Consider the following 12,371-nt stretch of genomic DNA (forward strand, 5'->3'; position numbering starts at 1 on the left):
GGTCGTTCAGGAGGCCACGTGCACGACCCCGTCACGTACCTCGACCGCGAACACCGCCAGATCGACCGGCTCCTTGCCGGCCGCGTCGAGGCACTCGCCCGTGACGAGGTCCCACACCTGCTTGTGCATGGGCGACGTCACCGTCGTGTGCTCACCGTGCGTGCCCACGATCCCGCGCGAGACGACGTTCGCACCCGAGAACGGGTCGTGGTTGGCGACGCCCAGCACACGGCCGTCGTCGAGCAGGAACAGCGCGACCTGCGCGCCGTCGACGAGCGCCGCCACACCGCGCTCCGGGTCGAGCGCCGCGAGCTTGCACACAGGGGTCCACACGGTCACAGGGCGTCCTCCAGCTCGACGTCGGCAGGGCGGACCGCGATGGTCCGCGCGATGACGGGGTTCGGGTCCGAAACCTCGCCCGGACGGGCCGGGCGCACCTGCCCGCGCTCGGGCGTGTACGCGAGGTCCGGGTCAGGGGTGTCGGGCGCGTTGACGAACGACGCGAACCGCGCCAGGCGCACCGGGTCGGCGAGCGTCGCCGCCCACTCGTCCTCGTACGCCTCGACGTGTACCGCGATCGACGCCTCGAGATCCTCGCAGATGCCGAGCGAATCGTCGACGAGCACCTTGCGGAGCTCAGCGATGCCGCCCGGGTAGTCCGCGACCCACGGCGCCGTCCGCTGCAGACGGTCGGCCGAGCGGATGTAGTACGCGAGGAAGCGGTCGATGACGCGCAGCAGCATCGCGTCGTCGAGGTCCTCCGCGAGGAGCTCCGCGTGCCGCGGCGTGAACCCGCCGTTGCCACCGACGTACACGTTCCAGCCGCGCTCCGTCGCGATGACGCCGACGTCCTTGCCGCGGGCCTCCGCGCACTCGCGCGCGCAACCCGAGACACCGACCTTGAACTTGTGCGGCGCACGCAGGCCCCGGTACCGCAGTTCGAGGCGCACGCCCATCCCGACGGAGTCCTGCACGCCGAAGCGGCACCACGACTGGCCGACGCACGACTTCACCGCACGCAGCGACTTGCCGTACGCCTGCCCCGACTCCATGCCCGCGTCGACGAGCCGCTGCCAGATCGCCGGGAGCTGCTCGAGGCGCGCACCGAACATGCCGATGCGCTGCGCGCCCGTGATGCGCGTGTAGAGGCCGTACTCGCGTGCGACGTCCGCGATGACCGCGAGCTTCTCCGGGGTGATCTCGCCGCCGGGGATGCGCGGGATGACGGAGTACGTGCCGTCCTTCTGCATGTTGGCGAGCGCGTGGTCGTTCGTGTCCTGCAGGGGAGCGTTCGCGGGGTCGAGCACGTGCCCGACGCCGAGGGACGAGAGAATCGACGCGACCACCGGCTTGCAGACGACGCAGCCGCGACCCGTGCCGTGCGCCGCGACGACTTCGGAGAACGTCCTCAGCCCCTCGGCCTTGACGAGCGCGAAGAGGTCGGCGCGCGTCATCGGGAAGTGCTCGCACATCGCACGCGACACCTCGACGCCCGACGCCTCGAGCTGGGTGTTGACGAGCTTCGTGAGGAGCGGAACGCACGAGCCGCAGATCGTGCCCGCCTTCGTGCACTTCTTGACGTCCGCGACGGACGTGCAGCCGTGCTCGGTCACCGCGCCGCGCACCGTCCCGGCCGTGACGTTCGCGCACGAGCACACGACGACGTCGTCGGGCAGGTCCGCGCTCGGCACCGCCGCGCCGCCCTCGGGCGCGAGGAACGCGCTCGGGTCCGCGCCGAGGGCGCGGCCCAGCATGGGCCGCAGGCTCGAGTAGAGCGCCGCGTCGCCGACGAACACGCCGCCGAGGAGCGTGCGCGCGTCGTCGGATACCACGAGCTTCTTGTACGTCTTCGCGACGGGGTCTGCGAACGTCACCTCGAGCGCGCCCGGCGTGAGCGCGTTGACGTCACCGAACGACGCGGCCTCGACCTGCTCGCCGTCGTGGAGGACGCCCTTGAGCTTCGTGCCCTCGGGCGCGGGCGCGTACTCGGCGGTGCCACCGAGCAGCTGGTCGACGACGACGTCCGCCTGTGCGTTGCCCGGCGCGACGAGCCCCGCGCACACGCCCTCGTACGACGCGACCTCGCCGATCGCCCACACGAGCGGGTCCGACGTCCGGCACGTCGGACCGACGACGACGCCGCCCCGCTCGCCGATCGCGAGGCCCGACTCCCGCGCGAGGCGGTCGCGCGGCCGGATGCCTGTGGAGAAGACGACGACGTCGACGTCGAGCGTCGACCCGTCGGACAGGACGAGCAGGCCGACCGCGCCGTCGGGAGCCGCGACGAGGCGCGTCGCACCCGTCCCGAGGCGCACGTCGACACCCATGTCGGCGATGCGGACGCGCAGCGTCTCACCACCGCCCTCGTCGAGCTGGACCGACATGAGACGATCGGCGAACTCGACGACGGTCGCGTGCGCGCCGAGGCGCTGCAGGGCGCTCGCGGCCTCGAGACCGAGGACGCCGCCGCCGACGACCGCGCCCCGCAGGGGACGGCCGAGCGTGTCCTCGCGGGCCTGGACCCAGTCGCGCAGCGCCGAGACGTCGTCGAGCGTGCGGTAGGACACGACGCCCGGGAGCTCGATGCCCGTCGTCCGTGGCGTCCACGCCCACGAGCCCGTCGCGAGGACGAGGTTGTCGTACGGGACGCGCACGCCCGCGCGCGTGACGACGACCTGCTCGTCGCGGTCGATGCTCGCGACCGCGTCGCCGGTGCGGAGCGTGACGCGCGCGTCGTCCCACACCGTCGGGGCGAGCGCGAGGGCGTCGGCGTCGCGGCCGTCGAAGAACTCCGAGAGGTGCACGCGGTCGTACGGGCGGTACGGCTCGTTACCGAGGACGGTGATCTCCCAGGCGGCGTGCTCGCCGCGGGCGAGCATCTGCTCGACGAGGCGGTGCGCGACCATGCCGGCACCGACGACGACGACGCGTCCGGGGTCGGTGGGTCCACCGGTGGGACGGACGGGTGAGACGACGGTCATGGGTGTCCTCCTGGGATGCTCTGTCCAGAATTCAACAGGCTACTTCCGAAGGAATGATGGGACCTTTGGCTCTGCCGCGCCCGGCTGCGGTCGCGGGCCAGACGCCCGAGCTCGCCTACCCGCAAGTTTGTGCGCTACCCGCAAGTTCGAACTTGCGGGTAGCGCACAAACTTGCGGGTGCGTGGCACGGTCCGGCGCGCGTCCGGCGCGCGTCCGGGGCGGGGGGCCGACGGGGGAGGGTTGTGCACAGGTGGGTGTGCGGGGTGGGCATCCACAGGTGGAGATTCGTGTGCTGCGAGCAGGTCGCAGAGATGGTCGGCTGCGTTCATGGCCCGCCGAGAGCGCATCGTCCCACTGTCACCGAGGCAGCTCCTCCCGATCCACCTTGCGTCGCAGCTCGATCCCACGACGGTGCGGACGATGCTCCGCGACGGTTCCTGGATCAGGGCCCGGTCAGGTGCCTACGTCTCGCGGATGGACCTCGACGACGCAGCCCAGCGGCTCGCTGCCGAGCGGTATGCACGTCCGACCACCTTCGACCACGAGCGCGCGCGTGCGCTCGCCGGCATCTCGGCGGTCGTCGCGCGGGCCCGGGTGCGTGGCGTCCCGGAGATGCTCGTCCACCAGAGCGCGGCGCTCGTCCATGGGCTCGACGTGTGGTCCATGCCTGCGAAGACTCACGTCGGGAGGCGTGACTTCCCCGGACGAGGCACAGCGCCTGACCTGGCAGTGCACACCGCGGCGGTCCACGAGGACGAGATCGTCACGGTCAACGGTGCGCGGGTGACCGACGTCGTCCGGACCGCGCTCGACATCGCGCGGTTCAATCCGGTGCGCGACGGTGTGGTCGTGCTGGACCGCGCGCTGCGCGCGGGCATCCCGCGCGCGACGCTCGACGCGGCGGTGCGTGGCCTCGGCAGCGCGCCGGGGTCCCGTCGCGCGAGGGTGGCGCTCGAGCACGCGGACGACGGCGCCGAGTCTCCGTGGGAGTCGTGGACGCGCGTCCGGGCGCTCGCGTTCGGGCTGCCACGTCCGACGACGCAGCTCGAGATCGTCACGGACATCGGGGTCTTCTACGTCGACCTGGCATGGCCCGAGATGCGGCTCGTCGTCGAGTACGACGGCCAGGTGAAGTACGGAGATCTCGCCGGGGGAGATCCGGCGCGGGTCGTCGCTGCCGAGAAGGACCGCGAGGACGCGATCCGTGCGCAGGGCTGGACGTTCGTGCGGATGACTGCCCGGCAGCTCAGCACGCCGGATCTCTTCGAGGGGCGTCTGCACCGGGCCATTGCTGGCCACCGGCCCGTCCCGCTGGTGCCCCGTCCGGAGCTCCTCCTCCGGAAGCGATCCGCCCACCCGCAAGGTTGTGCCCTACCCGCAAGTTCAGACTCGCGGGTAGGGCACAAATTTGCGGGTAGCCGCGCTGTGGCCGACGAGCGCCGGTGCTGGCCTACGCGTCGAGCGCCTGGCGGAGGTCTGCCAGGAGGTCCTCAACGTCCTCGAGGCCCACCGAGAGGCGGACCGTCGTCTCGCCGATGCCGACGCGCGCGCGGCCCTCGGCCCCGACCTTCTTGTGCGTCGTCGTCGCCGGGTGGGTGACGAGCGACTTCGCGTCACCGAGGTTGTTCGAGATGTCGATGATCTGCAGCGCGTCGAGGAAGCGGAACGTCCGCTCCTTCGCAGCCTCGGGCGACGTGCCGTCGGGCACCGCGAGGTCGAACGTCACGACCGTGCCGCCCGCCGACTGCTGCCGCACCGCGAGCTCGTGCTGCGGGTGCGACGCGAGGTACGGGAAGCGGACCTGCGCGACGCGGTCGTCGGCCTCGAGCGCCGTCGCGACCTCGAGCGCGGCCGCGGACTGCGCGCGCACGCGCAGCGGAAGCGTCTCGAGCGCCTTGAGCAGCACCCACGCGTTGAACGCGGACATCGTCGGGCCCGTGTTGCGCACGAGGTGCTGGACCGGCCCGTGGACGAACTCCTCGGAACCGAGGATCGCGCCGCCGAGGACGCGTCCCTGCCCGTCGATGTGCTTCGTCGCGGAGTAGATGACGACGTCCGCGCCAAACTCGAGCGGCCGCGAGAGGGCGGGCGTCGCGAAGACGTTGTCGACCATGACGATCGCGCCCGCCGCGTGCGCGAGGTCCGCGACCGCGCGCATGTCGACGATGTCCATCATGGGGTTCGACGGCGACTCGAAGAACACGACATCGGCGGGCGTCGCGAGCGCGGCACGCCACTGCTCGACGTCGTGGCCGTCGACGAGCTCGGTGACGACGCCCCAGCCCGCGAGGATGTCCGTGAGCACGACGAGCGTCGAGCCGAACAGCGCACGCGACGCGACGACGCGCGAGCCCGCACGGCACACCGCGGCGAGCGCCGTGAACACCGCGGACATGCCCGTCGCGGTTGCGAAGCACGCCTCGGCACCCTCGAGGAGACGCAGCCGCTCCTCGAAGTTCGTCACCGTCGGGTTGCCGTAGCGCGAGTAGACGTAGCGGTCGATCTCGCCCGTGAACGCGGCCTCGCACTCGGCGGCCGTCGGGTAGATGTAGCCCTGCGTGAGGAAGAGCGGCTCCGCGGTCTCGTCGTACGGGGTGCGCTCCTGGCCGCCGCGCACGGCGAGCGTCGCGGGGCGCAGGCCCTCGGGCAGGGGGCCGCGGCTCACTCGACGGGCCCGGCGTACGACGTCGTCGGCAGGCCCGCGTTGAGCCAGCCGTTGACGGTGCGGCCGCCGAGCGCGTCGAAGTCGCCCTCGAAGCCCTGCAGCACGTTGTACGACGACGCCCAACCGGCGGCCGTTGCGGCCTCGGCCGCGGCGACCGAACGCCCGCCCGAGCGGCACAGGAAGAGGACCGTCGCGTCCTTGGCGACGCCTGCGGCCTCAAGCTGCGCGAGGAAGCGCGGGTTGGGGCCGTCGTGCGTGGCCCACTCGACGAAGCGGACGGGCTTGTCGTCGCTCGGCGAGTCGGGGACGCCGACCTCGAGCCACTCCTCGACGGTCCGGACGTCGACGAGGACCGTCTGGGGGTCGATCGTCAGCTGGTCCCAGGCGTCGCGGGGGGTGACGTCTCCTGCGTAGGGCATGGTGTTCTCCGTTCGCATCGGCCGTGGCGGGAGCACCCTGACCCGGTCCGGGGGGTTGCTGCGGCGTCGTCGTGCCACGTCACTCGGCCGCTCTGGATGGTGCCTCGGATGCTACCGGTGCGCCGGTGGGCGGACACGGGCCGTCCCGGTGGCCGGACGGGGCGTCCGGGAGGTGCGGCACCGCGTGTGACGAGCGTCGCGACGCAGCGGTGGGTGAAGTCGCCGGAGCCGCAGGATCTTGCGGCTCCCGACAGTTCATGCCGTTGTCCACAGGCAGCGTTCCGTGCGCGCCTCCCACAGTTCGCCGTCCGGGTGTTGGCACACGGCCCGAGGTGTGTTCTTATTTCTCGCTGTGGAGCACGATCGCACTCTCTCGGGGCACGGTTTTCGCCTCGAGCCGCTGACGCAGAAGCACGTCGGCGACCTCGCCCGCATGGTCGACGCAGACCTGTGGTCCGGGATGAGCACACCCTTGCCCGAGGGCGAGGTGGGGATGATGAACTACATCGAGGACTCCCGCTCGCTCGAGGGCTGCTACCCGTTCGCCGTCGTCGACGCGATCAGCGGTGAGGTGCGGGGCTCGACGGCGCTCGTCGCGCACGATCCCGTAGCCCGACGTGTCGAGATCGGCCGCACCTTCTACGACCGCGCCGTGTGGGGTCGGCTCATCAACCCCGCCGCGAAGTTCCTCCTCCTCGAGCACGCGTTCGAGGACCTCGGCGTCTACCGGGTGGCGATGCGGGCCGACGCCCGCAACTCGCGCTCGCTCGCTGCGATCGAGCGGCTCGGCGCGACCCGCGAGGGCACGCTCCGTGGCTTCCGCGACGGGCCCGACGGGTCGCGCGTCGACTCGGTGATGTTCTCGATCCTCGCGCCCGAGTGGCCTGGCGTGCGCGAGCGGCTGCTCGCCCGCATCGATCCGCTGCGCGCGATCGAGGGACAGCTCGGCGGCGGCCAGCTGGCGGCCGTCGGCGCGTCGGTCGGGGAATCGTCGTCGGTCGACGAGCCCGTGCTCGACGTTCCGGGAGCCGCAGGTGCTGGCATGGCGTCGCGCCGCTGGCGCGGCCCGCGCCTGCGCGGCAAGGGCCGACGCCCGCGCCCGCAGCGCTGACCTGGCGAGCTCGTCCTGCGGCTCGAGCTAGTCCTGCGGGGACTCTAGGTCGCGTCGTGAGGACTGTCTCGCGTGGCGTCGGCGGGTCGGAAAGCGGCTGCGACGTGGTCGGTCGACATGCGAGGGTAGGCGCATGACGACGATCCCCACCCTCGTCGGGCGTGGTGTGCGGCTCGAGCCGCTCGCGACTGAGCACGCGCCTGCGCTCGCCCCGCTCGTCGACGCCGCCCTGTGGGCGGGCATGACGACGCCGCTGCCGGACACGACCGAAGGGATGGAACGGCACATCGCCGGCCTCGCGGCCCGCCCGGGTGTGGTGGCGTTCGCGGTGGTCGACGAGCTGCTCGAGCCGGGTGCCGTCGTCGGCGTGACGTCGTTCTACGACATCGACCTGCACATCGGACGCGTCGAGATCGGGCACACGTTCTACGGGCGGCGCTGGTGGGGGACGCACGTCAACCCCGCGGCGAAGCTCGCGCTGTTCGCGTACGCGTTCGACGTGTGGGGCGTTGAGCGTGTCGCGCTGCGGGCCGACGCCCGCAACGTGCGCTCGCTCGCGGCGATTGAGCGGCTCGGGGCGACGCGGGAGGGCGTGCTGCGCTCGCACCGGCTCGCGCCCGACGGGTCGCGCGGCGACACGGTGTACTTCTCGGTCCTCCGCGACGAGTGGCCGGCGACCCGCGCGTCGCTCGAGGCGCGACTCGCCTGACTCCCGGCCGCACTCTCCCGGGAATCCGCGCGTCTGGCCAGTGGCAGTAACCAGACGCGCGGATTCCCGGGACGGGGGTGGACGCGCGGGCCGGCTGGCGCGTGGACGGACGGACGGACGGGCCTGGGCGTGGGTGGGTGGGGCGTCGGGGCGCGGGGCTAGCCCAGCTTGATGCCGAGGGCGGCCGCCATGCCGCCCGCGAGGCCGTGGAGCTGGGCGGTCGAGACCGTTGCGCCGCGCAGCCCGGCGGCGCCCTCGACCTCGGCGAGGTCGATGCCGCGCAGGTCGACGTTCTTGAGCCGTGCTTCGGAGGCGTCGAGCCGTCGGATCGTCGTCCCGCGCGTGCGGAGGCGGGTGACGGTCGCGCCAGCGAGGTCGAGGTCGCCGATCGTCACGCCGTCGAGGTAGAGGCCGTCGACCTTGGCACCGCGCAGGCTGAGGTGGTCAATCCGTCCGCCGACGATCGAGAGGCGGGCGACGCTCGCGCCGGGTGCGGTGAGGGCGCCGGCGCGCAGGTCGGTCCACGTGCCACCGAGGATCGAGGCGTTCTTGAGGCTCACGGCGCTCGCGCGGACGTCGTCCCAGTCGGTGTCGACGAGGCGCGCGCCCGTGAGGGTGGCGTCGTCGAGGAGGCAGTCGGTGAGCGCGCACTCGAGGAAGCGCGTGTCGGTGAGGTCGCGTCCGCTGAGGTCGATCGCGTCGAGCCGGACGTCGTCGAGCGTCGCACCCCGGGTGATGTCCATGCCCCCACCCAACCACCTCCCTGGTCCAGTCCGCACGCCCCGAGCTCGTCGCAAGCGCGTCGGGAGCCCGAGGCGCGCTTGTGCGCGGGGCGTGCGGGGCTGTCACGCGGTCGGGGTGACGGTTCCGGTGAGGTGGAGCTTTCCCGACGACGAGCGGCCCGCGTACGTCCACGCGCCGTCCGTGCTGGTCGTGTAGTCGACCTCGACGCGGCCGGGCAGGAGGACGGGCCTGGCGAAGTCGACGGTCCAGTCGTACGTCGGGCCGCGGCGTGCGCCGACGTCGGCGAGGGCGCGGGACGCGGTGTACATGCCGTGGGCGATCGCGCGCGGGAACCCGAAGGCCTTGGCGGACAGCGCGGACATGTGGATGGGGTTGCGGTCGCCGGAGATCGCGCCGTAGGCGCGCCCGACGTCGGCGCCGAGGCGCCACGTGACGGACGAGCCGAGCGCGCCGCGTGGGGCGTCGTCCTCGTGGTCGGCCGGTGCGGGGGCGTCCCCGGCGAGGTGCACGCCCTTGGCGAGGTACGTCGAGACGCCGCGCCACGCGACGTCGCCGTCGACGGTGATCTCGGCGCACACGTCGAGCTGCGTGCCGCGTCGGTGGGGGCGCAGGTCCTGCGTCCACGCGGTGACGTCGAGTGCGTCACCGAGGCGCAGGGGCCGCAGGACGGACGCCGCGTTGGCGACGTGCACCATGCCGAGCAGCGGCAGCGGGAAGTCGGGCCGCACCATGACGGCGGTCGCGACGGGGAACGCGAGGACGTGGCAGTAGCCCGACGGCAGCGCGTCGGCTCCGGTCTCGCCGAGCAGCCGCTGGTAGGCCGTGAGGTGGGCGGCGTCGACGCGGAGCCCTTCGACGCGGTGGGCGACGGCGGGTAGCTCCGTCGTCGTCGTGCGTCCGGGGAGCCGCGCCGTGACGGAGCCTGCGGCTCCGCGCACGTAGAGGCTGCCGAGCCCGGGCAGGGCCGGCAGGGTCTCGACGCGTGTGCCGGGCGGGGGCCCGGTGACCGTCCGGGAGCGGGGGAGGGAGTCCATCACGCCCCCACGAGGTTCTGGCCGCACACGCGCAGTACCTGACCGGAGACGGCGCCCGCGCCGGGGGAGGCGAGGAATGCGACGGCCTCGGCGACGTCGACGGGCTGCCCGCCCTGCTGGAGGGAGTTGAGGCGCCGGGCGACCTCGCGCGTCGCGAACGGGATGCGTGCGGTCATCTCGGTCTCGATGAAGCCGGGGGCGACGGCGTTCGCGGTGCCGCCGACGTCCGCGAGCAGGGGCGAGGTCGCGCGGACCATGCCGATGACGCCGGCCTTCGACGCACCGTAGTTCGTCTGGCCGCGGTTGCCCGCGATGCCGGACGTCGAGGCGAGGGAGACGATGCGCGGCGCGTCACGGAAGAGGTCGGAGGCGAGCAGCACGTCGTTGATGCGCAGCTGGGCCGCGGTGTTGACGGCGAGGACGGAGTCCCAGCGTGCGGCGTCCATGTTGGCGAGGAGCTTGTCGCGCGTGATGCCGGCGTTGTGGACGACCACGTCGAGGCGCCCGTGCCGTGCACGGGCGTGCTCGACGATGCGCTCGCCCGCGTCGTCGGCCGTGATGTCGAGCTGCAGCGCGGTGCCGCGCACCTCGTTCGCGACCTTCGTGAGGTGCTCGCCCGCGGCGGGCACGTCGACGCACACGACCATCGCGCCGTCGCGGGCGAGGGTGCGCGCGATCGCGGCGCCGATGCCCCGGGCAGCGCCGGTGACGACGGCGACACGGCCGTCGAGCGGCCGGTCGTCGTCCTGCGCGGGGACGTCGCCGACGCCGACGGTGAGGAGCTGGCCGTCGACAAACGCGGAGCGTGCCGAGAGGAACCAGCGCAGCGGGGCGAGCACGCCCTCGCCGCCGACGGCGGCGTCGGCCGCGAGGACGAGCCCGTTCGCGGTCGCGCCGCCCCGCAGCTCCTTGGCGAGCGAGCGCGTGAAGCCGACGACCGCCTGGCGGGCGGCGGCGAGCGCGGGGGCGTCGTCGGCGCGGGACTCGCGGGCGAGCGTGACGACGCGCGCGCCGCGCGCCGTCTGCCTGAGCACGGAGCCCGCGAGGAGGACGTGCTCGGAGAGGTCCTCGACGCGCTCGATCTCGGTGAGGACGAGGACGACGGCGCCCCAGCGGGCGGTGCCGGTCGTCGGGGAGCGGTGGACGTCGAAGCCGCGCCCGAGGAGGTGCTGCGCGACGGCGTCGGAGTCGGAACCGTCGTGCGTGTCGGGTCCGAGGACGAGGACGGGGCCGGGCACGAGCGGGTCGCCCGCGCGGAAGCGGCGGAGGATCGCGGGCTGCGGCAGGCCGAGGCGCTTGGCGAGCGTCGCGGTGAAGCCCGTGTTGACGAGGTGGGTGTAGCGGTCGGTCATCGCGGGTCTCCCTCGGTGGTGGGGACGGACTCGAGGATCGCGGCGACGCCGAGGCCGCCGGCGGCGCAGATCGAGACGAGCGCGCGGAACGGACCGGCCGCGGGTGAGGCGGCTTGGAGCTCGGCGAGCTGCTTGGCGGTCTGGGCGACGATGCGTCCGCCGGTTGCCGCGAAGGGGTGGCCTGCGGCGAGCGAGGAGCCGTTGACGTTGACCTTGGCGGGGTCGATTGTGCCGAGGGCGCCGGGCAGGCCCAGCTCGGTGCGGCAGTAGTCGTCGTCGGCCCACGCGGCCTGGGTCGTGAGGACGACGCTCGCGAACGCCTCGTGGATCTCGACGAGGTCGAGGTCGCCGAGCGTGAGTCCCTGGCGGGTGAGGAGGCGCGCGACGGCGTGGACGGGAGCCATGAGGAGGCCTTCGTGGCCGTGGACGAAGTCGACGGCGGCGGTCTCGGCGTCGACGATGCGTGCGAGGAGCGGCAGGCCGCGCTCGGTGGCCCAGTCGGCGGAGCCGAGGAGGACGGCGGAGGCGCCGTCGGACAGGGGGGTCGAGTTGCCGGCGGTCATCGTCGGCATGTGGTCGAGGCGCTTGCCGAAGACGGGGCTGAGGCTCGCGAGCTTCTCGGCGGAGGTCTCGGGCCGCAGGATCTGGTCGCGGATGAGCCCGCGGTAGGGGGTGACGAGGTCGTCCTGGAAGCCGCGCTCGTAGGACGCGGCGAGGTTGTGGTGGGAGCGGAGGGCGATCTCGTCCTGGGCCTCGCGCGTGATGCCCCAGCGGGCGGTTGTCACGGCCTGGTGCTCGCCCATGGACTTGCCGGTGCGGGGCTCGTCGGTGCGGGGAGCGTCGGGGGCGAGATCGCCGGGGCGGATGCGGGCGAGGGCCTTGAGGCGTCCGCCGAGGTCCTTGGCGTGGCTGGCGGCGAGCAGGGCGCGGCGCAGGCCGGGGGAGACGGCGATGGGGGCGTCGGACGTCGAGTCGACACCGCCGGCGATGCCGGAGTCGATCTGGCCGAGGCGGATCTTGTTGGAGACGGTGACGACGGCCTCGAGGCCGGTGGCGCAGGCCTGCTGGAGGTCGAACGCGGGGGTGTGGGGGTCGAGCGTCGTGCCGAGCGTGGCCTCGCGGACGAGGTTGAAGTCCTTGGAGTGCTTGAGGACGGCGCCGCCGACGACCTCGCCGAGGCGCTGTCCGTGGAGGCCGTAGCGGGCGATGAGGCCGTCGAGCGCCGCGGTGAGCATGTCCTGGTTGGAGGCGCGGGCGTAGGCGCCGCCGACCTTGCCGAAGGGGATGCGGTTGCCGCCGAGGACGTAGGCGTCCCGGGGTCCGTCGTGGGGGGTGGGGGTGGGTGTCGCGGTCATG

Annotated in this window: 10 protein-coding genes; 2 read left to right on the forward strand and 8 right to left on the reverse strand. The window is 73.1% G+C overall.

Features of this window, described 5'->3' with window-relative positions:
- Window positions 1–6: 6 nt before the first annotated feature.
- From nirD to C1729_RS10825, 4 genes are all read right to left on the reverse strand, one after another.
- Window positions 7–339, reverse strand: coding sequence for a nitrite reductase small subunit NirD (gene nirD / locus C1729_RS10810; RefSeq protein ID WP_102509949.1), 333 nt, complete (start codon window positions 337–339; stop codon window positions 7–9).
- Window positions 336–2,981: a nitrite reductase large subunit NirB gene (nirB, locus tag C1729_RS10815; RefSeq protein ID WP_102509950.1), complete on the reverse strand. Its 2,646-nt coding sequence runs from the start codon at window positions 2,979–2,981 to the stop codon at window positions 336–338. The genes nirD and nirB overlap by 4 nt, the downstream gene beginning before the upstream one ends.
- Window positions 2,982–4,431: 1,450 nt before the next feature.
- Window positions 4,432–5,646 carry an O-succinylhomoserine sulfhydrylase gene (locus C1729_RS10820; RefSeq protein WP_242493798.1) on the reverse strand — a complete coding sequence of 405 codons (1,215 nt, stop codon included), beginning with the start codon at window positions 5,644–5,646 and terminating at the stop codon, window positions 4,432–4,434.
- Complete coding sequence (locus tag C1729_RS10825) at window positions 5,643–6,065, reverse strand: rhodanese-like domain-containing protein (protein ID WP_102509951.1); 423 nt, start codon at window positions 6,063–6,065, stop codon at window positions 5,643–5,645. Before C1729_RS10825 ends, C1729_RS10820 begins: the two co-directional genes overlap by 4 nt.
- 352 nt (window positions 6,066–6,417) lie before the next feature.
- Here C1729_RS10825 and C1729_RS10830 point away from each other — a divergent pair, with 352 nt between their 5' ends.
- A complete protein-coding gene (locus C1729_RS10830; RefSeq protein WP_102509952.1) occupies window positions 6,418–7,176 on the forward strand; it encodes a GNAT family N-acetyltransferase in 759 nt (252 codons plus the stop codon).
- 133 nt (window positions 7,177–7,309) lie between these two features.
- Window positions 7,310–7,885, forward strand: coding sequence for a GNAT family N-acetyltransferase (locus tag C1729_RS10835; RefSeq protein ID WP_102509953.1), 576 nt, complete (start codon window positions 7,310–7,312; stop codon window positions 7,883–7,885).
- A 158-nt stretch (window positions 7,886–8,043) separates the two neighbouring features.
- Here C1729_RS10835 and C1729_RS10840 read toward each other — a convergent pair whose 3' ends face one another.
- The 4 genes from C1729_RS10840 to C1729_RS10855 all read right to left on the reverse strand — a co-directional run bounded on the left by C1729_RS10840 (window position 8,044) and on the right by C1729_RS10855 (window position 12,370).
- On the reverse strand, window positions 8,044–8,628 hold the full coding sequence (locus C1729_RS10840) for a pentapeptide repeat-containing protein (protein ID WP_102509954.1): 585 nt from the start codon (window positions 8,626–8,628) through the stop codon (window positions 8,044–8,046).
- A 102-nt stretch (window positions 8,629–8,730) separates the two neighbouring features.
- Entirely contained in the window at window positions 8,731–9,663 is a 933-nt protein-coding gene (locus C1729_RS10845) for a MaoC family dehydratase (protein ID WP_102509955.1), read from the reverse strand.
- A complete protein-coding gene (locus tag C1729_RS10850) occupies window positions 9,663–11,015 on the reverse strand; it encodes a 3-oxoacyl-ACP reductase (RefSeq protein WP_102509956.1) in 1,353 nt (450 codons plus the stop codon). Before C1729_RS10850 ends, C1729_RS10845 begins: the two co-directional genes overlap by 1 nt.
- Window positions 11,012–12,370 (reverse strand): acetyl-CoA C-acetyltransferase, encoded by a 1,359-nt coding sequence (locus C1729_RS10855; RefSeq protein WP_102509957.1) that lies wholly within the window; start codon window positions 12,368–12,370, stop codon window positions 11,012–11,014. Before C1729_RS10855 ends, C1729_RS10850 begins: the two co-directional genes overlap by 4 nt.
- Between the last annotated feature and the right edge of the window lies 1 nt (window position 12,371).

It is taken from the genome of Sanguibacter massiliensis (genome assembly GCF_900240335.1).
Classification (GTDB): domain Bacteria; phylum Actinomycetota; class Actinomycetes; order Actinomycetales; family Cellulomonadaceae; genus Flavimobilis; species Flavimobilis massiliensis.